This window comes from Enterobacter cloacae complex sp. SYL003, assembly GCF_049236925.1.
Taxonomy (GTDB): domain Bacteria; phylum Pseudomonadota; class Gammaproteobacteria; order Enterobacterales; family Enterobacteriaceae; genus Enterobacter; species Enterobacter intestinihominis.
This window is the reverse complement of sequence record NZ_JBMKJK010000010.1, coordinates 1-21,935: the sequence shown is the minus strand read 5'-3', so window position 1 is coordinate 21,935 and position 21,935 is coordinate 1. Positions and strand designations below refer to the sequence as shown.

The window sequence follows — 21,935 nt, the reverse complement described above, 5'->3', positions numbered from 1 at the left end:
CAAATCATGGATGTTGCTATGTCGTTTTCCTCTTCTGCGGTGCGCGCCCTTGCCGTGCCCGTTTTATTGCTACTGCTAATCCTTGCGATTGCACTCAGCCTGCTGGTCGGCGCAAAACCGCTGCCCGCGTCCGTTATTGTCGATGCGCTATCCGGTACCTGTCAGAGTGCCGACTGCACCATCGTGCTCGACGCTCGCCTGCCCCGCACCCTTGCCGGATTGCTGGCTGGCGGTGCGCTCGGCCTTGCCGGTGCCCTGATGCAAACCCTCACCCGCAACCCGCTGGCGGACCCCGGCATTCTCGGCGTTAACTCCGGCGCCAGCTTTGCCATCGTGCTCGGCGCAGCGCTGTTTGGATTTACGTCCCCCTCTGAACAGCTGATGATGGCTTTTTGCGGCGCGCTGGCGGCCTCGCTAGTGGTGGCGTTTACCGGCAGCCAGGGCGGCGGCCAGCTCAGCCCGGTACGCTTAACGCTGGCGGGCGTAGCGCTCGCGGCGGTACTGGAAGGCTTGTCCAACGGCATCGCCCTGCTCAACCCGGACGTGTATGACCAGCTGCGCTTCTGGCAGGCGGGTTCGCTGGATATTCGTACCCTTGAAACCTTAAAGGTGGTGGTGATCCCGACGATCGTCGCTGCCGCCGTGGCGCTCTGTTTAAGCCGGGCGCTGAACAGCCTGAGCCTCGGCAGCGATACCGCGACCGCCCTCGGCAACCGCGTGGCGCGCACGCAGCTGACGGGGCTACTCGCCATTACCGTGCTCTGCGGCAGCGCGACCGCCGTGGTCGGGCCGATTGCCTTTATCGGCCTGATGATGCCGCACATGGCGCGCTGGCTGGTGGGGGCGGATCACCGCTGGTCGCTGCCGGTCACGCTGCTGGCGACCCCTGCCCTGCTGCTCTTTGCTGACGTACTGGGCCGCCTGCTGGTGCCGGGTGAACTGCGCGTCTCGGTGGTCAGCGCCTTTATCGGCGCGCCGGTGCTGATCTTCCTGGTTCGACGCAGACGCGGGGGTGGCGCATGATGGCCCCGTCCCGTCGTTTACTTACCAGCGTCGCCCTGCTGGTCGTCGCCAGTCTGCTGCTGGCGGTCTGGAGCCTGCAAAGCGGTGCCGTAACGCTTGATTTCGCGCAGGTCTTTCACGCTCTCACCGGCAGCGCGCCGCGTAACATCACCATGGTGGTCACCGAATGGCGACTGCCGCGCGTGGCGATGGCGATCCTGGTGGGCGCGGCGCTTGGCGTCAGCGGCGCGATATTCCAGTCGCTGATGCGTAACCCCCTCGGGAGCCCGGACGTGATGGGCCTGAATACCGGCGCGTGGAGCGGCGTGCTGGTGGCGATGGTGCTGTTCGGGCAGCATCTTACGGCCATTACCTTTACGGCGATGGCGGGCGGCATTCTCACCTCCCTGCTTATCTGGGCCCTGGCCTGGCGCAACGGCATCGACACCTTCCGTCTGATCATCATCGGGATCGGCATCCGTGCGATGCTGATGGCGTTCAACACCTGGCTTCTGCTACAGGCATCGCTGGAAACCGCGCTCTCCGCCGGGCTGTGGTACGCCGGCTCCCTCAACGGTCTGACGTGGGGAAAAACCTGGCCCGCCGCGCCGCTGATTTTGCTGATGTTTATTGGCGCGTTGCTGCTGGTCAGGCGCATGCGGCTGCTGGAGATGGGCGACGACAGCGCCTGCGCGCTGGGCGTGAGCGTAGAGCGCTCGCGCCTGATGCTGATGCTGGTGGCGGTCTTGCTGACCGCAGCGTCTACCGCCATCGCCGGGCCGATCTCCTTTATTGCCCTCGTAGCCCCGCATATCGCGCGGCGTCTTAGCGGTACCGCGCGCTGGGGATTAACCCAGGCGGCGCTGTGCGGCGCATTGTTACTGCTGGCCGCCGATCTCTGCGCTCAGCAGCTGTTTATGCCTTATCAACTGCCGGTGGGCGTGGTGACCGTCAGCCTCGGCGGGATTTACCTCATCGTCTTGCTCGTTCAGGAGTCACGCAAGAAATGACAGATTCAACATTCCGCTTGCGCGGCGAAAACTTGACCCTCGGCTACGGCAAAAAAATCATTGCCCGGGATTTATCCGTGTCCATTCCGGACGGCCACTTCACCGCCATTATCGGTCCGAACGGTTGCGGCAAATCGACCCTGCTGCGCACGCTGAGCCGCCTGATGTCGCCGGTTGAGGGTAGCGTGTTCCTCGACGGGGAGCAGATCCAGCGCTTCGCCAGCAAAGAGGTGGCGCGCCGAATTGGCCTGCTGGCGCAAAACGCCACCACGCCGGGGGATATTACCGTGCAGGAGCTGGTCTCCCGCGGGCGCTACCCGCACCAGCCGCTGTTTACCCGCTGGCGCAAGGAGGACGACGAGGCGGTGAAGCGCGCGATGCAGGCTACGGGCATCACCGATCTGGCCCAACAAAGCGTCGATACTCTCTCCGGCGGACAGCGCCAGCGCGCCTGGATTGCAATGGTACTGGCGCAGGAAACCTCGATTATGCTGCTGGACGAGCCGACAACCTGGCTCGATATCAGCCATCAGATTGATCTGCTGGAGCTGCTGAGCGAACTGAACCGCACGCAGGGGTACACCCTGGCGGCAGTGCTGCACGACTTAAATCAGGCGTGCCGCTACGCGACGCATCTGATTGCGCTGCGCGACGGCGAGATTGTGGCGCAGGGCGCGCCGAAGGAGATTGTGACGCCGGATCTGATCGCGCGGATCTACGGCATGCGCTGCATGATTATTGACGATCCGGTGGCGGGTACGCCGCTGGTGGTGCCGTTGGGCAAGCGTGCGGTCTGATGCCCTCACCCCGGCCCTCTCCCCGTGGGAGAGGGTTAGGGTGAGGGGCATTTGCACTATCCTAAAATTTCCTTCAGTACCGGCCCAATCTTTTCAAACGCCTGCGGTGAAATAATATCCACGTGGGCGCAGTCCTGGCTGTACACCTCCAGCGCACTCACCCACGGCGCCCATGCGGCCTGCGGATCCATGGTTCGCGTGCGTTCGGCGACAAACAGCGTCGCTTTACCGTCGAACCGTGAACTATGCGCGGTGGTGAGCAGCCGCACCGCATCGGCGTAGTTGCCTTCAATAGCGTTAAACAGCTCGCTGGAACCTTGCCCCTGCTGGGCGGCGATAAACGCCTGACGCTCGCGCTCAATTTCCGCCAGCACCTCCGGATCGAGGCCATTGGCCTCTTTCTCCGCCCAGTTCTGGGTTTCCGGCGGCCAGGTATCCAGCAGGCCGAGGAACGCTACGTTTTCACCCTGCTCGCGCAGACGCGCCGCAATGCCCTGCGCCAGCGTGCCGCCGAGGGAATAGCCGAACAGATAATACGGCCCCTGAGGCTGTTGCTTACGCAACGTGTTCAGATGATGTTCGATCACCGCATCGAGATCCGCACACTGCTCCATCGGCCCCTCAGGCCGGGGAGACTGAATGCCGACGATTGACCAGCGCGGGCTGAGGTAGCGCGCCAGGACGCTAAACTGCCAGGCAAAGCCGGATGCCGGATGGAAGCAAAACAGCGTCGGGCCGTTGCTTTCACGCAGCGGGAGAACAGTTTCATACCCCAGACGCTGCGCCTGCTCGTCGCTCATCTGCGAGTCCAGCAGGCCGCTAAGCTTACTCACCGTCGAGGCGACCATAATCTGGCCCGGCGTGACCTTACGGCTGAACGCACGGCTGAGCTGAGCCGCGAGGCGCATCGCCAGCAGCGAGTGGCCGCCGAGGGCAAAGAAATCGGATTCGATATCGTTCACTGCGCAGCCCAGCAGGGCAGAAAACGCCTGCGCCACGGCGACTTCGGTTTGTGTCTCAGGCGCGCGACCAGAGGTTTTGCTGGTCAGCTCCGGCAGCGGCAACGCCTTGCGATCCAGCTTGCCGTTGGCGCTTAACGGCAGCGCGCTGATTTGCAGCAGCACCACCGGCACCATATGTGGCGGCAGCTGGGCTTTGAGTGATGCTAGCAGCGCGTCGCGATCCAGCGGTAAGCCGGATTCGGAGACAACGTACCCCACCAGCTGGCGGGCATCGCCACCCGTCGCCGCTGCCTGGTTGAACACGCAGGCGTGCGCCACGGCCTGGGCCACATCCGGCAGCGCGAGCATCGCCCGATCGATTTCGCCCAGTTCGATACGCTGTCCGCGGATTTTTAACTGGTCATCGCTGCGGCCCAGATATTCTACCGCGCCGTTGTCCAGCCAGCGGGCAACGTCCCCGGTGCGGTACATCCGCTCGCCGGGGGCAAACGGATCGGCGATAAAGCGGCTGGCGGTAAGGTCGGGGCGTCCCAGATACCCCTGCGCCAGCTGGATGCCGGTGAGATACAGATCCCCCGCCACGCCGAACGGCACCGGGCGCATCATCGCGTCCAGAATGCGCAGCCCCGTATTCCACACCGGGAAGCCGATCGGCACGCTGTTCCCTTCCACCGCCGCCAGCTCGGGGCCGTACGCCGGATACCAGCTGACGTCCACCGCCGCTTCGGTCGGGCCATAGAGGTTGTGCAGCGGCGCATGGGTGAGCTGTTCCCACTCGCGGCACAGCGCAGTCGGCAACGCCTCGCCGCTACAGAACACCTGCTTCAGCGTCCTGCAACAGTCGACGTTTTCCGGCGTCAGCGAGGCGACGAACGCCGCCAGCATCGACGGCACGAAGTGGGTGGTGGTTACGCCATATTGTGCGAAGAAGCTCTGCATCGCCTGCGGATCGCGGTGCGCGTCCGGCTCGGCCATCACCAGCTTCGCCCCGGCGATAAACGGCCACCAGAACTCCCACACCGACACGTCAAAGCTGCACGGCGTTTTCTGCGCCACCACGTCATGCGCCGCCAGTGGATAATGATCCTGCATCCACTTCAGGCGGTTAATGATGGCGGTATGGCCGACCATCACGCCTTTTGGTCGTCCCGTCGAACCGGAGGTAAAGATGATGTACGCGGTCTGCTCCGGCTTCGCCAGGCGCAGAGGTTCAGCATCGGTGGCCGGTAATAGTGTGTTGTAACTAAAGGTGGCGATCGGCAGATCGTTAAAGCGCGGAAGCTGCTCGTCGGTGGTAATGAGCAGCGACGGCTTCGCGTCCTCCAGCATCATCCGCAGACGGTCGTCCGGGTAACCGGTATCCAGCGGCAGCCAGGCGGCGCCAGCTTCAACAATCCCGTGCAGCGCCAGGGTCAGGAACACCGAGCGCGGGAGCGCCACCGCCACGCTGTCGCCCGGCTTCACGCCGCGCGCGCGCAGCAGATTTGCCAGCGCGACCACCTGCTCGCGCATCTGGCGGTAGTTCAGCTCAGTATGGGCATCCGCCAGCGCCGGGGCGTCCGGCGTTTTGCTCGCCTGCTCCGCGACAAGGTCCGCCAGCGTGGTGGACGGCAGCGCCAGCCCGGTATCGTTGATTCGCGCCAGCCGCGCGTATTCCTGCTCTGATACGGTTTCCACGTCGCCACAACGCAGGTCCGGGTTGGCGGCAAACTGCGTCAGCATTGCGTTCAGCCGCGCCGCGTGCCCCTTCAGCGTCGCCTCGTCGTAACGCTGCCTGTTGGCGAGGATCTCAATGCTTAGTCCGCCCTGCTCGTCCGGGAACAGCGCCAGCTCCAGATCGTTCACCGGGCCGGTCGCCAGCGTGTGGGTAATGGCCTCCACGCCGTCGATATCCAGCTGATAATCGAACACCTTGACGTTCAGCACCGGACCAAACAAGGGTTCGTCCCCTGCGGCCTGCCCGCTGTCGCGCACGATCTGCTCGGCATCGTAGCGCTGATGGCGGCGCATCTTTTTCAGCTGGTTCGCCAGGCGCAGCGCCAGCGCCGACAGGCTCTCGTGCGGGCGAATATTCACCGCCAGCGGCAGGACGTTGAGCACCGGTCCGGTCGCGGTCAGCGCGGCGGAGCCCATACGGCGCATAAAGATAAACCCGGCGGCGTAGTCCAGCCGTCCGGTCAGGCGGCCCAGCCACAGCGCCACCAGCGCAAGCGCCAGATCGGTTCGCTGCGTTTGTCCGGCCGCCTGTGCAAGCTGGCTGAACGCACGGCCGTCCATCGCCATTTTCAGGCGCAGGATGTCGGTGGTGGCGGCGCGTCCCGGCAGGGGTGCGGAAGAGAGCGAGACCGGAGAAGGAAGCTGTTGGCGCTGTTCGGCCCAGAAAGCACCGTCGCGCTGATACGCCTCGCTGTCGCGATAGCGCTGATACTCCTCCACCACCTCGGCGAACGGAGTAAACGGGGAGGCGGGCGCAGGTTCACCTTTCTGCCACGCAGCGTAAATGGCGGCGATTTGACGGGTAATGGCCGGGAAACTGAAGCCATCTACCACCAGATGATGATACCGCTGATACCAGTACCAGTGGTTTTCTCCCACCTGAATCAGCTGGTGAAACGCCAGCGGCTGACCGCTGTCGACGCGCAGGTTCTGGTTGAGATCGGCCTCCATCAGCGCCACGGCGTCGTCGTGGGAGTTAACGCGCACAATGGACGGCTCCGGCAGGATCATGGCCTCATCGACCCACTGCCACACCTCGCCGTTATCCTCGGTGAAACGCATCCGCAGGGTGTCGGCCTGCATCATGCCTTCAGCGATGGCTTTTGCCAGCAACGGCGCGTCGATAGCGCCTTTCAGTTCGGTGTAGTGCGCCACGCTCCAGGCGTTTGGCAGGGAGGAAAGCTGCTCTGCCATCCAGATCCCCGGCTGGGCGGCGACAAGAGGGAGACGGTTCATGCGCGCTCCCCCGCAAAGTAAGACGGCTCAAGCGTCTGCCACTGTTCCGCCAGCCACTGCTGGCACGCCTCCTGAGATTGCGGTTCGCACACCACGCGCCAGCCCGCGGGCAACTCGCACTCCTGCGGCCACAGGCTGTACTGCCCCTGGTCATTTTGCAAAATGGCGAACTGTCCCTGCGGATTATCGAAAGGATTGCTGAATTCCATACAGACTCCGTTATTGAATAAGCGGCTGCCAGAGGGTCATCAGCCCCTGTGTCAGCCCACCGCGCCAGCAAAGCGCATCGTGTCCGCCGTCAACCTGACGCCAGAAAACCGGTTGCTGAGTGTGTAGTTCGGCGAGGATCGCCTGGTTTGCGTGTAAGATAAGCGGCTCGTTGCGCCCGGCCTCAAGGACGATGCGCAGCCCGCGAGCGGTTTTTTCACCCGCTTTGAGTTGTTCAATGAGCAGCCCGTCCTGCTGCGCGCCGCGGTGCGGCCACCAGTAGGATCCGGACTGGCTGAGGATGCAGCCAAAACGCTGCGGCCAGTTGAGGCCCGCATAGAGGGAAGAGAGCCCGCCGAAGCTCTGACCCGCCACCACGGTATGGTCGGCGCGGTCGCTGAACGGGGCCATGCTTTTCACCTGCGGGAGAAGTTCGTCCTGCACCGCCAGCCAGAAATCAGGGTTACACGGCAGCTCGCGGCTGCGGTGTGCGGTGTCAATCACGTCGATTAAGACATAGACCGCAGGCGGCAGTTTGCCTTCATGGGTGAGCGACGCCAGCGCAGGCCAGACGGGCATGCTTTCGGCCCAGAACTGCCCGTCGAGCAGCACCGCCAGCGGGCGCTCGGGGCTTTCATCCCCGGTGGTAAAAATCCACACGCGGCGACGGTTCTTCAGACGCGCGCTGTGCCACTCAATGCAGACAGGCTTTTTGTAAGGGGTATCGGGATGGTTCCAGCCGGGCTGTACGGGCGCCTCCGGCATCTCCAGCGCCGAGACGGCGTGCCCGCGCCCGCCGCGCCAGCTCTGGGCATTCAGCGGATCGGAAACCGCGTGCGGCAGCAGTTTGCGCCAGCCTTCGCGCAGCGCCATGCGGTCCGGCTGATCGCCTTCAAACACTGCGCTGGCAAAATCGTTTTCATTGTCGGAGGGGATAAAACAGTAGCTGCCGCGCCATTCCGGGCTGAACTCGCCCTGCCACTGCCAGACGTCGGTATCCGGGATACGTTCAAGGGACTGCGGACGGGCATTTTGATGGTGATCGGTCACACCGGTGACGTAGAGCCAGACGCGTTTAACCGTCGACGTTTTCTGCGTTCCCGCCGGGTCCCGCCACCAGAATGTCACGCGATAGTTTTCCTGATGACGTTCCCGTTCCGGCCCGTTTTTCGCCTGCCACCACGCTTCACTTCCGGTTGTTAACGCCGTCACCCTTATAACCCCATGTTTAACAGTCTTTTTTGTTTCAGAGCAAATTTTATTGATAATATTATTGATAACTATTTGCATTTGCAATAGCGTAATGCCCGCGCTGTGGGAAGCGCGCTCATTAAATAACCATAAAAGCGGGACGTACAATGAATAAGAAGATTCACTCTCTGGCCTTGCTGGTCAATTTAGGGATTTATGGTGTCGCGCTGCCCGCCATGGCAGACGACAACACCGCCTCCGCGCAGCACGAAGACACCATGGTGATCACCGCCGCCGAGCAGAATTTGCAGGCGCCGGGCGTGTCGACCATCACCGCCGACGAGATCCGCAAAAACCCGCCCGCGCGCGACGTGGCGGAAATCATCCGCACCATGCCGGGCGTTAACCTGACCGGCAACTCCACCAGCGGCCAACGCGGGAACAACCGCCAGATTGACATTCGTGGCATGGGCCCGGAAAACACCCTGATCCTGATTGACGGCAAGCCGGTCACCAGCCGCAACTCCATCCGTCTGGGCTGGCGCGGCGAGCGTGACACCCGCGGCGATACCGGCTGGGTACCGCCAGAGATGATCGAGCGCATCGAAGTGATCCGTGGCCCGGCCGCTGCACGCTACGGTAACGGCGCGGCGGGCGGCGTGGTGAACATCATCACCAAAAAATTCGACGACCAGTGGCACGGCTCCTGGAACACCTACCTGAACGCGCCAGAACATAAGGACGAAGGTTCGACTAAACGCACCAACTTCAGCCTGAGCGGCCCGCTGGGCGGCGACTTCAGCTTCCGCATGTTCGGTAACCTGGACAAAACCCAGGCCGATGCGTGGGACATCAACCAGGGTCACCAGTCTGAACGTACCGGTGCCTACGCCAACACCTTGCCCGCAGGCCGTGAAGGTGTGGAAAACAAAGACATCAACGGCGTGGTGCGCTGGGACTTCGCACCGATGCAGTCGCTGGAGTTTGAAGCGGGCTACAGCCGCCAGAACAACCTGTATGCGGGCGACACGCAGAACACCAACAACGACAACGCGCTGGTGAAGAAGAACTACGGTAAAGAGACGAACCGTATTTATCGCCAGAACTTCGCCGTGACCTGGAACGGCGGCTGGGATAACGGCATTACCACCAGCAACTGGGCGCAGTACGAGCACACCCGCAACTCCCGTCTGGGTGAAGGACTGGCGGGCGGTACTGAAGGTCTGTTCAACAGCAATAAATTCACCGACACCGATCTGTCCGACGTGATGCTGCACAGCGAAATCAACCTGCCGATTGATTTCATTGTGAACCAGAACCTGACGCTCGGCACCGAGTGGAACCAGCAGCGCATGAAGGACTCGACCTCCTTCACGCAAACCCAGCAGGGCGGCACCATCCCGGGCATGAGCGAAGACCGTAGCCCCTACACGTCAGCGGAGATCTTCTCCCTGTTCGCCGAAAACAACATGGAGCTGACCGACAGCACCATGCTGACCCCTGCCCTGCGCTTCGATCACCACACTATTGTCGGCAATAACTGGAGCCCGTCCCTGAACCTGTCGCAAGGTCTGGGGGATGACTTCACCCTGAAGATGGGCATCGCGCGCGCCTATAAAGCGCCAAGCCTGTATCAGACCAACCCGAACTACCTGCTGTACAGTAAAGGCCAGGGCTGCTACGCCAGCTCCGACGGCGTGGGCTGCTACATGATGGGTAACGACGATCTGAAAGCGGAAACCAGCATCAACAAAGAGATTGGCCTGGAGTGGAAACGCGACGGCTGGCTGGCGGGCGTGACCTGGTTCCGCAACGACTATCGCAACAAGATTGAAGCGGGCTACGCGCCGATTGGCCAGACGTCCACCGGCAAAGTCACCACCGATATCTACCAGTGGGAAAACGTACCGAAGGCGGTAGTGGAAGGTCTGGAAGGCTCCCTGAACGTGCCGGTCAGCGATACCATCAACTGGACCAACAACATCACCTACATGCTGCAAAGCAAGAACAAGGAGACCGGCGATCGTCTGTCGATCATCCCGGAGTATACGCTGAACTCTACCCTGAGCTGGCAGGTACGTCAGGATGTCTCATTGCAGTCGACCTTCACCTGGTACGGCAAGCAGCAGCCGAAGAAGTACAACTACAAAGGTCAGCCGGTGACCGGGTCTGAGAAAGACGAAGTCAGCCCGTACAGCATCGTTGGCCTGAGCGCGACCTGGGACGTGACCAAAAACGTCAGCCTGACCGGCGGCGTGGACAACGTCTTCGACAAGCGCCAGTGGCGCGCCGGTAACGCCCAGACCACGGGTAATACCACGACGGGTGCGTATATGTACGGTGCGGGTGCGTATACGTATAATGAGCCGGGTCGCACCTGGTACATGAGCGTGAATACGAGGTTCTGATACAGGCAGTGACTTCCCCCTCTCCCTGTGGGCTGAGGGATCCCCAGTAATTTTTTTATGCAGAAGTAATAAAGTTGCTTTCTAAATGACTGAGGCGTTTCCTGCAGGCCGGGGCGAGGCGCAGGGATGCGCCGAGAGGGCGGCTTTACAGGGACGTTGCCTCCGCCCGTACCCGATAAGCCGGAAGGAATGAGCCGAGGGCACCGCGAAGAGGCGATTTACCGCCGGGAGCCCGGGTCGCCAGGGTGGTGGCGACTGAGCCACCCTGGCACGTTCACCGGTCATGTCGTTACAGAGTAGCAAGGAACATAAAGTGAACGGAATGACCACCACCGCCGTATATTCCCCTCACCCTAACCCTCTCCCCGGAGGGGCGAGGGGATTGCTCAGTGCTCGCATTAATTTGTGGGGAACCCTCAGCCCTTTGGGAGAGGGCCGGGGTGAGGGCATCAGGCCGCACAATACTGAAGGGAAAACCATGCACACAACCCACAGCACATTTTCTCTCGCCGGCCACACCCTTCACCGCATCACTTTCGACCCCACCACCTTCACCGACGCCGATCTCCTCTGGCTGCCCCATCACGCACAGCTGGCTGACGCCGGACGCAAGCGCAAATCCGACCACCTGGCAGGCCGCATCGCCGCGGCGCATGCGCTAAACGAGCGCGTAATCCCCGGCATCGGACCCAGCGGCGAACCGCTCTGGCCGCAAGGTATTTCCGGCAGCATCACCCACAGCGGCACGCAGGCGATGGCCGTCGTCACGCATCACCCGGCGCTTATCGGCATCGATTGTGAAACGATCCTTTCCGAAAACGAAGCCTGGGAAATCAAAGACGGCATTATTGATACGCAGGAAGAACCTGTGCTTTCCCGCTCGGGATACCCGTTCACCCTTGCTCTCACGCTGGCGTTCAGCGCCAAAGAGAGCCTGTTCAAGGCCCTCTTTCCGCAGGTGCAGGCCTGGATGGGTTTTGACAGCGCCCGCATTACCCTGCTCGACGACAGGACGCTTACGCTGGCATTGACCCGTCAACTTGCAGGCTTTGAGGAAGGCACTGCCTTCACCCTTCACTGGCAGCAGCACGGCGAACAGGTCATCACCCTGCTGTCACACGCTCCTGCCGACGTGCCTTCACGCTGGTCAACACAAACGTCACGATAAACACCAACGCGAACAGGACCACAATGGTCGGCGCGGGCGCGCTGTCGAGATAAAACGAGGCATACACGCCGCTTACCGACACCAGCGCTGAAACGGCGACCGCCACCAGCAGCGCCATGTGAAAGCGTCGGGTGATCAGCACCGCCACCGCGCCGGGGGCAATCAGCAGCGAAATCGACAGAATTATACCCACCGCTTTCAGCGTCGCCACGATGGTCAGCGAAACCATGCACAGTAAGCCGTAGTGCAGCCAGCGGGTGCGCAGGCCGCTCGCCTGCGCCTGCTGATAGTCAAAGCAGAACAGCAGAAAATCGCGCCACTTCAGGCCAATCACCAGCGCAATCAACCCCGCGACGAGACCGCTTTGCAAAATGTCCATCCCGTTAATGCCCAGCATATCGCCGAACAGAATGTGGTCGAGATGCACCTCAGGTTTGACGGCGATATAGAGGATCAGCCCGGCGCCGAACATGCCGGAAAAGACGATCCCCATAACCGTATCTTGCTTGATTCGGCTGTTATCCTTCAGGTATCCGGTGGCGACCGCGCAGAACAGACCAGCCACGAATGCGCCCAGCGCCAGCGGCAGGCCCATCATCCAGGCCAGCACGACGCCGGGAAACACCGCGTGGCTCATGGCGTCGCCCATCAGCGCCCAGCCTTTCAGCACCAGAAAAACCGACAGCAGCGCGCAGGGCACGGCCACCAGGAGTGAAATCAGCAGCGCGTTGTTCATAAACGCAAACTGGAACGGTTCGAGGATCAGCGTCATCATGGATGTGCCTCCCGCGCCCGACGGCGGCTGGCAAGCAGCCCGTGCTTCGGCGCAAAGACGAACGCCAGCAGGAACAGCAGCGTCTGGGCGACCACGATAATGCCGCCGGTGGCGCCGTCCAGGTAATAGCTGGCCCACGCACCGAGGAAGCTGGTGATGCTGCCAATGGCGACGGCAATCATCAACAGGCGCGGGAAGCGATCGGTCAGCAGCCAGGCGGTCGCACCGGGCGTAACCACCAGACAGATCACCAGAAATGCGCCGACGGTTTGCAGCGCCGCCACGGTAGAGACCGCCAGTAGCGTAAAGAAGAGAATTTTCAGACGTTCCGGGCGCAGACCGATGGCGCGGGCGTGGTTCTCATCAAAAAAGGTCACCATCAGATCTTTCCATTTGAACAGCAGGATAACTATCGACACCACGCCGATAATCGCCAGCTGGACGATATCTTCCGGGGCGATAGCCAGAATATTGCCGAGGACGATGGTCTGAATGTTCACCGAGGTCGGGTTGAGTGAGACCATAAACAGCCCCAGCCCGAAAAACGAGGAGAAGATCAGCCCGATAATGGCGTCCTCCTTCAGGCGGCTGCGCTGGTTGAGAAACAGCATGCTGCCCGCCGCCAGCCCGCCCGATAAAAACGCCCCCAGCGAGAACGGCAGCCCGAGCATGTAAGCGCCCGCTACGCCCGGCACGATGGAGTGCGACAGCGCATCGCCGATCAGCGACCAGCCTTTGAGCATCAGATAGCAGGAGAGAAACGCGCACAGCCCGCCCACCATCGCCGAGACCCACATGGCGTTGAGCATGTACTCGTAGCCGAAGGGTTCGAGAAGCGCGTTCATTTGGCCTCCTGTCGGTGCGTGACGAAGGGGCGTTCGTCGTCGGTAATAATGCGATCTTCCGAGCCGCTGAGCACCACGTGGCGCAGCACGCCGCTGAAGGCGCGCTCAAGATTCTCGGCGGTAAAGGTGATATCCGTCGGGCCGCTCGCCAGCACGGTGCCTTTGACCATCACCGTGTAATCGCAGAATTCCGTGACCGAGCCCAGATTGTGGGTCGAGACCAGCATCGTTTTACCCTCGTCGCGCAGCTCCTGCAGCAGGCTGATGATCCTGGCTTCGGTTTTGACGTCCACGCCGGTAAACGGCTCGTCGAGCAGGATCACCTCGCCCTGCTGGGCAATCGCCCGCGCCAGAAACACGCGCTTCTTTTGGCCGCCGGAGAGCTCGCCAATCTGCCGATGACGCAGCTCAAGCATATCCACGCGCTTCAGGGCGTCGGTTACAATCTGCCTGTCGCGCTCTTTAGGCCGACGCAGAAACCCCATATGCCCGTAGCGGCCCATCATCACCACGTCCTCGACCAGCACCGGAAATGACCAGTCGACCTCTTCCGACTGCGGCACGTAGGCGACCAGGTTCAGGCGCAGCGCCCGGTGAGGCGGAAGCCCGAGAATGGAGATAGTGCCGCTCGCCGCCCGCACAAAGCCCATCACCGCCTTAAACAGCGTGGACTTGCCGGAACCGTTCACCCCCACCAGGGCGGCAATCGATCCGCCCGGCACGCTGAACGACGCGTCGCGCAGCGCCGTGTGGCCGTTGCGGTAGGTCACGGTCACGTCGGTTACAACAATCCCCTTCTGCATGGTTACTCCTTCATCCCGTCGCGGATGCCCTGCACCAGCGTGCGGGTGGTGACGTTCAGCAGATCGATATAGGTCGGCACCGGGCCGTTTTCTGCACTCAGGGAGTCAACGTACAGCACGCCGCCGTAATGGGCGCCGGTTTCCCGCGCCACCTGACGGGCGGGCTTATCCGAGACGGTGCTTTCGCTGAACACCGCCGGAATGTGATGTTTTTTCACCAGATCGATAACCTTGCGCACTTGCTGCGGCGTGCCCTGCTGATCGGCGTTGATCGGCCACAGGTACAGCTCTTTCAGGCCCAAATCCCGCGCCAGATAGGAAAACGCCCCTTCGCTGGTCACCATCCAGCGTTTGTCTACCGGGATCGCCGTGACCTGCTTGCGCAGCGGTTCGAGAGTGGCGGTGATCTTCTGCTTGTAGGCGTCGGCGTTACGCTGATAGGTCTGCGCGTTGGCCGGATCGTACTTCACCAGCGCGTCGCGGATGTTATCGACGTAAATCAGGGCGTTGTCCGGCGACATCCACGCGTGCGGGTTGGGCTTGCCGTTATAGGGCCCTTCGCTGATGCCCATCGGGGTGATGCCTTTGGTAACAATCACCTCCGGCACGCCGTTCAGATGCTGATAAAAGCGCTGGAACCACAGCTCCAGATTCATGCCGTTCGCCAGGATCAGCTGCGCCTTCTGCGCGCGTTTGATATCGCCCGGGGTGGGCTGGTATTCGTGAATTTCCGCGCCCGGTTTGGTGATGGAGGTGACCTCTGCGGCATCCCCCGCTACGTTTTTCGCCATATCAGCGATAACGGTAAAAGTGGTGATGACCTGGAACTTTTCAGCCGCCAGCGCGCCGGTTGTGGTCGCGGTCATAAGCAGCGCGCCGAGCAACAGACGCTTCAATCCTTGCCGTGGATGCATCGCAGAAGTCTCCTGAGGTGATTAAATTAAAAGCAAAATTAGCCCGTGCTATAAGGTATAGCACAGGCTATATTTAAATGAAAATAATTATCATTAAAGTTGTATCAACGGAGGGAGAGCCTGATGGCGCTTCGCTTATCAGGCCTACGGTAAAGCAGTTTTGGAGTTTTGTAGGCCGGGTAAGCGCAGCGCCACCCGGCATAAGGGCGACTCACTGCCCGGCAAGTGCCTTATAAAATGCAGGATTCTCCCGAATCACATTAAGTACCTTCGCCGCCAGCCCGGTTGGGTTGCGACGTTTAGACTCCCAGCTCTTTATCGTATCGACGCTCGTGCCAAGCGCCTTCGCCATTTCGCTTTGCGTGATATTGAGCTGCTCTCTGATGGCGCGCACATCAGCAACTTCATAGCGGGTTACCCGGGAAGCGGCTTTTCTTCCGTTATGGATCTCAACGGCCTCTTCAAGCGAAGATTTTAATTCATTAAAAATACTCATTATCAGCCTCCACCTGCCTGATTAGGGTACATAGTACACCTCAAATTTACGTCACTGGAAGCAGTATCTTTCAGAATGGAAGTCAGCTTTTTAAGTTCTGCTTTCTCTGTCTCTGTCAGGCTGTCCTTTATGCATTTTGGATAGGCCATAATGAAATAGATCACCTCTTGCAGATCCTTTAATTCATCATCCGTAGCAATGCTTTTAATCTGTCGGGTAAAGAGTGATGTTTCGATAAACTCTATCGCATGACTCATCCATAGTTCCTTCCCTAAACGCAGCAAAAGCCCGAATGCTTCAGCATCAGGCTCTTGCTGCATGGTTACTCTTCCTTGAGTAATGCTGCGCCAAATAACTGTATTTATATACAGTCTGAAGGTATTTTAAGAATCCGTTTAGACATCCGGGAACATCACGCTATTCCCCGGCGCTTCCCTGTGGAGATGGATAAAGTTCAGGTGCCGTTCATACTGGTCCAGAATATCCGTAATTACCTGCTCCTTGCTGTAATCCATCAAATCATTCCCTTGGCTCCCTTCCAGCAGGAAGGTCTCCAGCCGGTAGTAGGTCGATTTCCCGCTGCGCGCCCGGTAGGTAAAGCCGGGAACCGAATACTGCTGCGGCCAGATCTGATAAACAAAGTTCTGCTCGTCGCCCATGTGCACCAGCAGATCCAGGTGCCCCAGGGTTTCGCCCTCTTCCGGCGGCAGGTTTTTCAGTTCCACGTAGGCGCCACGCAGCTTCAGCTCCTGCGCCACCTCTTCCATCGCCGGGAAGCAGACCGTCTCCATCATCTGGCTGGTGTAGCGCGTGCCCGGGTAGTTCATCAGGCGCGACAGGCGTTTCTTCCAGCTCAACCTGTCCTGCGCGCCCATCGGCCGCGGCGCGGTGTCGCGGCTGGCGCTGACGCGGCGGTAGTCTTCCACCTTAAGCGATTTATACAGCCCGGCCATCACGAAGAAGATCACGAAGCTGAACGGCAGGCCCATGATCACCGTGGTGTTCTGCAACGCAGAGATACCGTTGGTCATCAGCATCCCGAGCGTCAGCAGGCCGATGGCGACGGACCAGAAGATGCGCAGCCAGTTCGGCGCATCGCTGTTGATGTCTTTAAGCTTCGAAGTGAAGTTCCCCAGCACCAGCGCGCCGGAGTCCGCCGAGGTGACGTAGAACAACAGGCCGGTAATGGTTGCTACGGACGCGCTAAAAGTAAACGCCGGGTACTGCGCCAGCAGGCTGTAGAAGCCGCGCTCCGGGTGCACCATCGCTTCCTGCGCGAAGGTCGCATTGCCGTGGATAATTTCGTGCAGCGCGCTGTTGCCGAAAATCGACAGCCACAGCAGGGTGAAGGTGAACGGGATGATCAGCGTGCCCATCACGAACTGACGGATGGTGCGCCCACGCGAAATGCGCGCCAGGAACAGGCCGACAAACGGCGACCAGGCCACCCACCACGCCCAGAAGAAGAGCGTCCAGTTGTTCATCCACTCCACCGGGCGGTCAAAGGCGAAGCTGTTCAGCGTCATGCCCATAAAGCGGTTCACGTAATCACCTACGTTGAGCACTAAGGCGTTGAGCAGGAACGAGGTGTCGCCCATAAACAGCACGAACAGGATCAGCCCCAGCGCCAGCGCGACGTTCAGCTCGGAGAGCACGCGAATACCTTTATCCACGCCGGAGGTCACCGAGATGGTAGCGATGATCACCGACAGCGCAATCAGCGCCGCCTTCGCCGCCATCGAATCCGGGATGTCAAACAGCACGCTCAGCCCGTAGTTAAGCTGCACCACGCCAATCCCGAGCGTGGTGGCGATACCAAAGATGGTGCCGATCACCGCCGCGATATCGACGCTGTGGCCAATCGGGCCGTTGATCTTTTTCCCGAAAATCGGGTACAGCGCGGAGCGGATGGTAAGGGGCAAATTATAACGATAGCTAAAGTATCCGAGCGCCATGCCCATCAGGGCATACATTGACCAGCCCGTCAGGCCGTAGTGGAACAGCGTCCAGACCATCGCCTGACGCGCGGCCTCCATCGTCTGCCCTGCCCCTTCCGGCGGCTGCATATATTGCGTGACCGGTTCCGCCACGGAGAAGAACATCAGGTCGATGCCAATGCCCGCGGCAAACAGCATCGCGGCCCAACTCAGCAGGCTGAACTCGGGCTTGGACTGCTCCGGCCCAAGCTTCACCGAACCGAAGCGCGAGCAGGCAATGCAGACGACGAAGACGATATAGAGCGTCGCCGCCAGAAGGTAGTACCAGCCGAAGGTCTTCGACACCCAGTTCAGGGTGCGCCCAATCCACTCGGCAGAAAAATCACGAAAGAAGATGGTCGTCAGGGAAAACAACAAAATCAGCCCGGCGGACGTATAAAAAACGACCGGGTTGATTTTGTCTTTTTCTCTGTCTTGTGAAAGGTCTGTCATCCAGTATCCCCACTGTTTTTGTAACTATTAAAATCCAAAATCGCAACAATTAAGACACATTTTATATTGAACGTCCAATCAAAAACCGCTTTAATAGATTACCAACGCTGATGAATGGAGTGGCAAAAATGCCCAAAGTGGGGATGCAGCCGATCCGGCGCAGGCAGCTCATCGATGCCACGCTGGAAGCAATTAATGAAGTGGGAATGCATGACGCAACCATCGCGCAAATCGCCCGTCGGGCGGGCGTGTCCACGGGGATCATCAGCCACTATTTCAAAGATAAAAACGGTCTGCTGGAAGCAACCATGCGCGACATCACCGGTCAGTTACGCGATGCGGTATTAAGCCGTTTACGCGCCCTGCCGGACGGCAGTGCAGAGCAGCGTTTGCAGGCGATTGTCGGCGGCAATTTTGATGAAACCCAGGTCAGCGGCGCGGCGATGAAGGCCTGGCTGGCCTTCTGGGCCAGCAGCATGCATCAGCCGATGCTCTATCGTTTGCAGCAGGTCAGCAGCCGCCGGTTGCTCTCAAATCTGGTGTACGAATTCCGCCGCGAACTGCCGCGTGAACAGGCTGAAGAGGCGGGCTACGGGCTCGCCGCACTGATTGACGGGCTGTGGCTGCGCGCCGCGCTCAGCGGCAAACCGCTGGATAAAACCCTGGCCCAGTCGCTTACCAGCCACTTTATCAGCCAGCATTTACCGACCGAATAACCGAGGAGGAAGCATGTCCCGAATGGCAGAACAGCAGCTTTATATCAATGGTGGTTATACATCCGCCACCAGCGGTCGCACCTTCGAGACCATCAACCCGGCCAACGGTGAAGTTCTGGCGAGCGTGCAGGCCGCCGGGCGTGAAGACGTGGACCGCGCCGTGGATAGCGCAAAGCGCGGGCAAAAAATCTGGGCGGCGATGACCGCCATGGAGCGCTCGCGCATCCTGCGTCGCGCCGTCGATATCCTGCGCGAGCGCAACGACGAGCTGGCAAAGCTGGAAACCCTCGACACCGGTAAAGCGTTTTCTGAAACCTCGACCGTCGACATCGTCACCGGCGCGGACGTGCTGGAGTACTACGCGGGGCTGATCCCGGCACTGGAAGGCAGCCAGATCCCGCTGCGCGAGACCTCCTTCGTCTATACCCGCCGCGAGCCGCTGGGCGTGGTGGCGGGCATCGGCGCGTGGAACTATCCGATCCAGATCGCCCTGTGGAAATCCGCCCCGGCGCTGGCGGCGGGCAACGCGATGATCTTCAAGCCGAGCGAAGTAACGCCGCTTACCGCCCTGAAACTGGCGGAAATCTACACCGAAGCGGGCGTGCCGGACGGCGTGTTTAACGTTCTGCCGGGTGTGGGCGCGGAAACCGGCCAGTACCTGACCGAGCATCCGGGCATCGCCAAAGTCTCCTTTACCGGCGGCGTCGCCAGCGGCAAAAAGGTGATGGCGAACTCGGCGGCCTCGTCCCTGAAAGAGGTAACGATGGAGCTGGGCGGTAAATCCCCGCTGATAGTGTTTGACGATGCGGATCTGGATCTCGCGGCAGATATCGCCATGATGGCCAACTTCTTCAGCTCCGGTCAGGTGTGCACCAACGGCACCCGAGTGTTCGTGCCCGCGAAGTTTAAAGCCGCGTTTGAGCAAAAAATCGTTGAGCGCGTGGGCCGCATCCGCGCGGGCGACCTGTTCGATGAAAACACTAACTTCGGCCCGATGGTCAGCTTCCCGCACCGCGACAGCGTGATGCGCTACATCGCCAAAGGCAAAGAGGAAGGCGCGCGCGTGCTGTGCGGCGGTGACGTGCTGAAGGGTGACGGCTTTGATAACGGCGCGTGGGTTGCCCCGACCGTGTTCACCGACTGCACCGACGAAATGACCATCGTGCGCGAAGAGATCTTCGGCCCGGTGATGTCCATTCTTTCCTATGACACTGACGAAGAGGCCATTCGTCGCGCCAATGACACCGACTACGGTCTGGCGGCGGGCATTGTCACCGCCGATCTGAACCGCGCCCACGGCGCTATTCATCAGCTCGAAGCGGGCATCTGCTGGATCAACACCTGGGGCGAATCCGCCGCGGAGATGCCGGTGGGCGGATACAAACACTCCGGCATTGGCCGCGAGAACGGCGTCATGACGCTTCAGAGTTACACCCAGGTGAAGTCCATCCAGGTTGAGATGGGTAAATTCCAGTCCATATTTTAACCGGGAGGTTTATTTGCAATTTGACTACATCATTATCGGGGCCGGCTCTGCCGGCAACGTTCTGGCAACACGACTGACTGAAGATCCGAACACCACCGTCCTGCTGCTTGAGGCGGGCGGGCCGGACTACCGCTTTGACTTCCGCACCCAGATGCCTGCCGCGCTGGCCTTCCCGTTGCAGGGCAAGCGCTACAACTGGGCGTATGAAACCGAGCCAGAGCCTTTCATGAACAACCGCCGCATGGAGTGCGGACGTGGAAAAGGGCTGGGCGGCTCGTCGCTGATCAACGGCATGTGCTACGTGCGCGGCAACGCAATGGATCTGGACAACTGGGCGAAAGAACCGGGTCTGGAGCACTGGAGCTATCTCAACTGCCTGCCCTACTACCGCAAGGCAGAGACCCGCGACGTGGGGCCGAACGACTACCACGGCGGCGACGGTCCGGTGAGCGTCACCACCTCTAAGCCGGGCGTGAACCCGCTGTTTGAAGCGATGGTGGAGGCAGGCGTGCAGGCGGGCTACCCGCGCACCGACGATCTCAACGGCTATCAGCAGGAAGGCTTTGGCCCGATGGATCGCACGGTCACGCCGCAGGGCCGACGCGCCAGCACCGCGCGCGGCTATCTGGATCAGGCCAAACCGCGCCCGAATCTGACCATCCGCACCCACGCCATGACCGATCACATTATCTTTGACGGCAAGCGCGCGGTGGGCGTCGAGTGGCTGGAAGGCGAAAGCACCATTCCTTCAAAAGCGACAGCGAAGAAAGAGGTACTGCTGTGCGCGGGCGCTATTGCGTCACCGCAGATCCTCCAGCGCTCCGGCGTGGGCAACGCTGAACTGCTGAAGCAGTTTGATATCCCGCTGGTACATGATTTACCCGGCGTGGGGGAAAACTTGCAGGATCACCTGGAGATGTACCTTCAGTATGAATGCAAAGAGCCCGTTTCCCTCTACCCTGCCCTGCAGTGGTGGAACCAGCCGAAGATTGGCGCGGAGTGGCTGTTTGGCGGCACAGGCGTGGGCGCGAGCAACCACTTCGAAGCGGGCGGGTTTATCCGCAGCCGCGAGGAGTTCGAGTGGCCGAATATTCAGTATCACTTCCTGCCGGTAGCGATTAACTACAACGGCTCGAACGCGGTGAAAGAACACGGTTTCCAGTGCCACGTCGGCTCCATGCGCTCGCCGAGCCGCGGGCACGTACGGATTAAGTCCCGCGACCCGCATCAGCATCCGGCGATCCTGTTCAACTATATGTCCCACGAGCAGGACTGGCAGGAGTTCCGCGACGCGATCCGCATCACCCGCGAGATCATGCACCAGCCCGCGCTGGACAAGTATCGCGGTCGCGAAATCAGCCCGGGCGTCGAATGCCAGACCGACGAACAGCTGGACGAGTTCGTGCGTAACCACGCCGAAACCGCCTTCCATCCGTGCGGCACCTGCAAGATGGGCTACGACGAAATGGCGGTGGTCGATGGCGAAGGCCGCGTTCACGGGCTGGAAGGGTTACGCGTGGTAGATGCGTCGATTATGCCGCAAATTATCACTGGCAACCTGAACGCCACCACCATCATGATTGGTGAGAAGATTGCCGACGGCATTCGCGGGCGCGAGCCGCTGGCGAAGAGCACGGCGGCGTATTATGTGGCGGATGGGGCGCCGGTTCGCCGCTGAGTGCGAACTTCTCCCCTCACCCCGGCCCTCTCCCTTTGGGCTGAGGGTTCCCCACAAATTAATGCGAGCACTGAGCAATCCCCTCGCCCCTCCGGG

The 21,935-nt window shown here is 60.7% G+C and carries 17 protein-coding genes and 1 pseudogene; 8 read left to right on the top strand and 10 right to left on the bottom strand.

Features of this window, described 5'->3' with window-relative positions; translation table 11 throughout:
- Nucleotides 1-18 precede the first annotated feature (18 nt).
- From fepD to fepC, 3 genes are read left to right on the top strand one after another with little or no spacing between them, the layout of a single operon-like run.
- Entirely contained in the window at nt 19-1,023 is a 1,005-nt protein-coding gene (gene fepD / locus ACOT1A_RS14015; protein ID WP_022647378.1) for a Fe(3+)-siderophore ABC transporter permease, read from the top strand.
- Nucleotides 1,023-2,012, top strand: a complete 990-nt coding sequence (gene fepG, locus ACOT1A_RS14010) for an iron-enterobactin ABC transporter permease (protein ID WP_072200994.1) — start codon at nt 1,023-1,025, stop codon at nt 2,010-2,012. Before fepD ends, fepG begins: the two co-directional genes overlap by 1 nt.
- Nucleotides 2,009-2,809, top strand: coding sequence for an iron-enterobactin ABC transporter ATP-binding protein (gene fepC / locus ACOT1A_RS14005; RefSeq protein WP_038415628.1), 801 nt, complete (start codon nt 2,009-2,011; stop codon nt 2,807-2,809). Before fepG ends, fepC begins: the two co-directional genes overlap by 4 nt.
- 56 nt (nt 2,810-2,865) lie before the next feature.
- Here fepC and entF read toward each other — a convergent pair whose 3' ends face one another.
- From entF to fes, 3 genes are read right to left on the bottom strand one after another with little or no spacing between them, the layout of a single operon-like run.
- Nucleotides 2,866-6,723 carry an enterobactin non-ribosomal peptide synthetase EntF gene (gene entF, locus ACOT1A_RS14000; RefSeq protein WP_276170232.1) on the bottom strand — a complete coding sequence of 1,286 codons (3,858 nt, stop codon included), beginning with the start codon at nt 6,721-6,723 and terminating at the stop codon, nt 2,866-2,868.
- On the bottom strand, nt 6,720-6,932 hold the full coding sequence (locus ACOT1A_RS13995) for an MbtH family protein (RefSeq protein WP_032624700.1): 213 nt from the start codon (nt 6,930-6,932) through the stop codon (nt 6,720-6,722). The genes entF and ACOT1A_RS13995 overlap by 4 nt, the downstream gene beginning before the upstream one ends.
- Nucleotides 6,933-6,942: 10 nt before the next feature.
- Nucleotides 6,943-8,142 carry an enterochelin esterase gene (gene fes / locus ACOT1A_RS13990; RefSeq protein WP_105322534.1) on the bottom strand — a complete coding sequence of 400 codons (1,200 nt, stop codon included), beginning with the start codon at nt 8,140-8,142 and terminating at the stop codon, nt 6,943-6,945.
- Nucleotides 8,143-8,288: 146 nt separating this feature from the next.
- Here fes and ACOT1A_RS13985 point away from each other — a divergent pair, with 146 nt between their 5' ends.
- A complete protein-coding gene (locus ACOT1A_RS13985; RefSeq protein ID WP_023299551.1) occupies nt 8,289-10,529 on the top strand; it encodes a TonB-dependent siderophore receptor in 2,241 nt (746 codons plus the stop codon).
- A 478-nt stretch (nt 10,530-11,007) separates the two neighbouring features.
- On the top strand, nt 11,008-11,697 hold the full coding sequence (gene entD / locus ACOT1A_RS13980; protein ID WP_276170233.1) for an enterobactin synthase subunit EntD: 690 nt from the start codon (nt 11,008-11,010) through the stop codon (nt 11,695-11,697).
- On the opposite strand, the gene ACOT1A_RS13975 is transcribed toward entD, so the two are convergent.
- From ACOT1A_RS13975 to betT, 7 genes and pseudogenes are all read right to left on the bottom strand, one after another.
- Nucleotides 11,633-12,472, bottom strand: coding sequence for a metal ABC transporter permease (locus tag ACOT1A_RS13975; protein ID WP_126490132.1), 840 nt, complete (start codon nt 12,470-12,472; stop codon nt 11,633-11,635). The genes entD and ACOT1A_RS13975 overlap by 65 nt on opposite strands.
- The gene (gene sitC, locus ACOT1A_RS13970) at nt 12,469-13,317 is read right to left on the bottom strand and encodes an iron/manganese ABC transporter permease subunit SitC (RefSeq protein ID WP_022647369.1); all 849 of its coding nucleotides are present in this window, start codon (nt 13,315-13,317) and stop codon (nt 12,469-12,471) included. The genes ACOT1A_RS13975 and sitC overlap by 4 nt, the downstream gene beginning before the upstream one ends.
- Nucleotides 13,314-14,120, bottom strand: a complete 807-nt coding sequence (gene sitB / locus ACOT1A_RS13965) for an iron/manganese ABC transporter ATP-binding protein SitB (protein ID WP_063150380.1) — start codon at nt 14,118-14,120, stop codon at nt 13,314-13,316. Before sitB ends, sitC begins: the two co-directional genes overlap by 4 nt.
- A gap of 2 nt (nt 14,121-14,122) precedes the next feature.
- On the bottom strand, nt 14,123-15,034 hold the full coding sequence (locus ACOT1A_RS13960) for a metal ABC transporter substrate-binding protein (RefSeq protein ID WP_022647367.1): 912 nt from the start codon (nt 15,032-15,034) through the stop codon (nt 14,123-14,125).
- A gap of 211 nt (nt 15,035-15,245) precedes the next feature.
- Nucleotides 15,246-15,530 (bottom strand): NadS family protein, encoded by a 285-nt coding sequence (gene nadS, locus ACOT1A_RS13955; protein WP_003858821.1) that lies wholly within the window; start codon nt 15,528-15,530, stop codon nt 15,246-15,248.
- Between the two features lie 65 nt (nt 15,531-15,595).
- A pseudogene (locus ACOT1A_RS13950) lies at nt 15,596-15,787 on the bottom strand (addiction module toxin RelE); the annotation flags it as partial.
- Nucleotides 15,788-15,925: 138 nt separating this feature from the next.
- A complete protein-coding gene (betT, locus tag ACOT1A_RS13945; RefSeq protein ID WP_023305649.1) occupies nt 15,926-17,959 on the bottom strand; it encodes a choline BCCT transporter BetT in 2,034 nt (677 codons plus the stop codon).
- 128 nt (nt 17,960-18,087) lie between these two features.
- Here betT and betI point away from each other — a divergent pair, with 128 nt between their 5' ends.
- Genes betI through betA form a run of 3 tightly spaced genes read left to right on the top strand, consistent with a single transcriptional unit; the run spans nt 18,088 to nt 21,839 of the window.
- Nucleotides 18,088-18,675: a transcriptional regulator BetI gene (gene betI, locus ACOT1A_RS13940; protein ID WP_023299544.1), complete on the top strand. Its 588-nt coding sequence runs from the start codon at nt 18,088-18,090 to the stop codon at nt 18,673-18,675.
- A gap of 13 nt (nt 18,676-18,688) precedes the next feature.
- Nucleotides 18,689-20,161, top strand: a complete 1,473-nt coding sequence (gene betB, locus ACOT1A_RS13935) for a betaine-aldehyde dehydrogenase (protein WP_023299543.1) — start codon at nt 18,689-18,691, stop codon at nt 20,159-20,161.
- A 13-nt stretch (nt 20,162-20,174) separates the two neighbouring features.
- Complete coding sequence (gene betA / locus ACOT1A_RS13930; protein ID WP_032676376.1) at nt 20,175-21,839, top strand: choline dehydrogenase; 1,665 nt, start codon at nt 20,175-20,177, stop codon at nt 21,837-21,839.
- Nucleotides 21,840-21,935 lie beyond the last annotated feature (96 nt).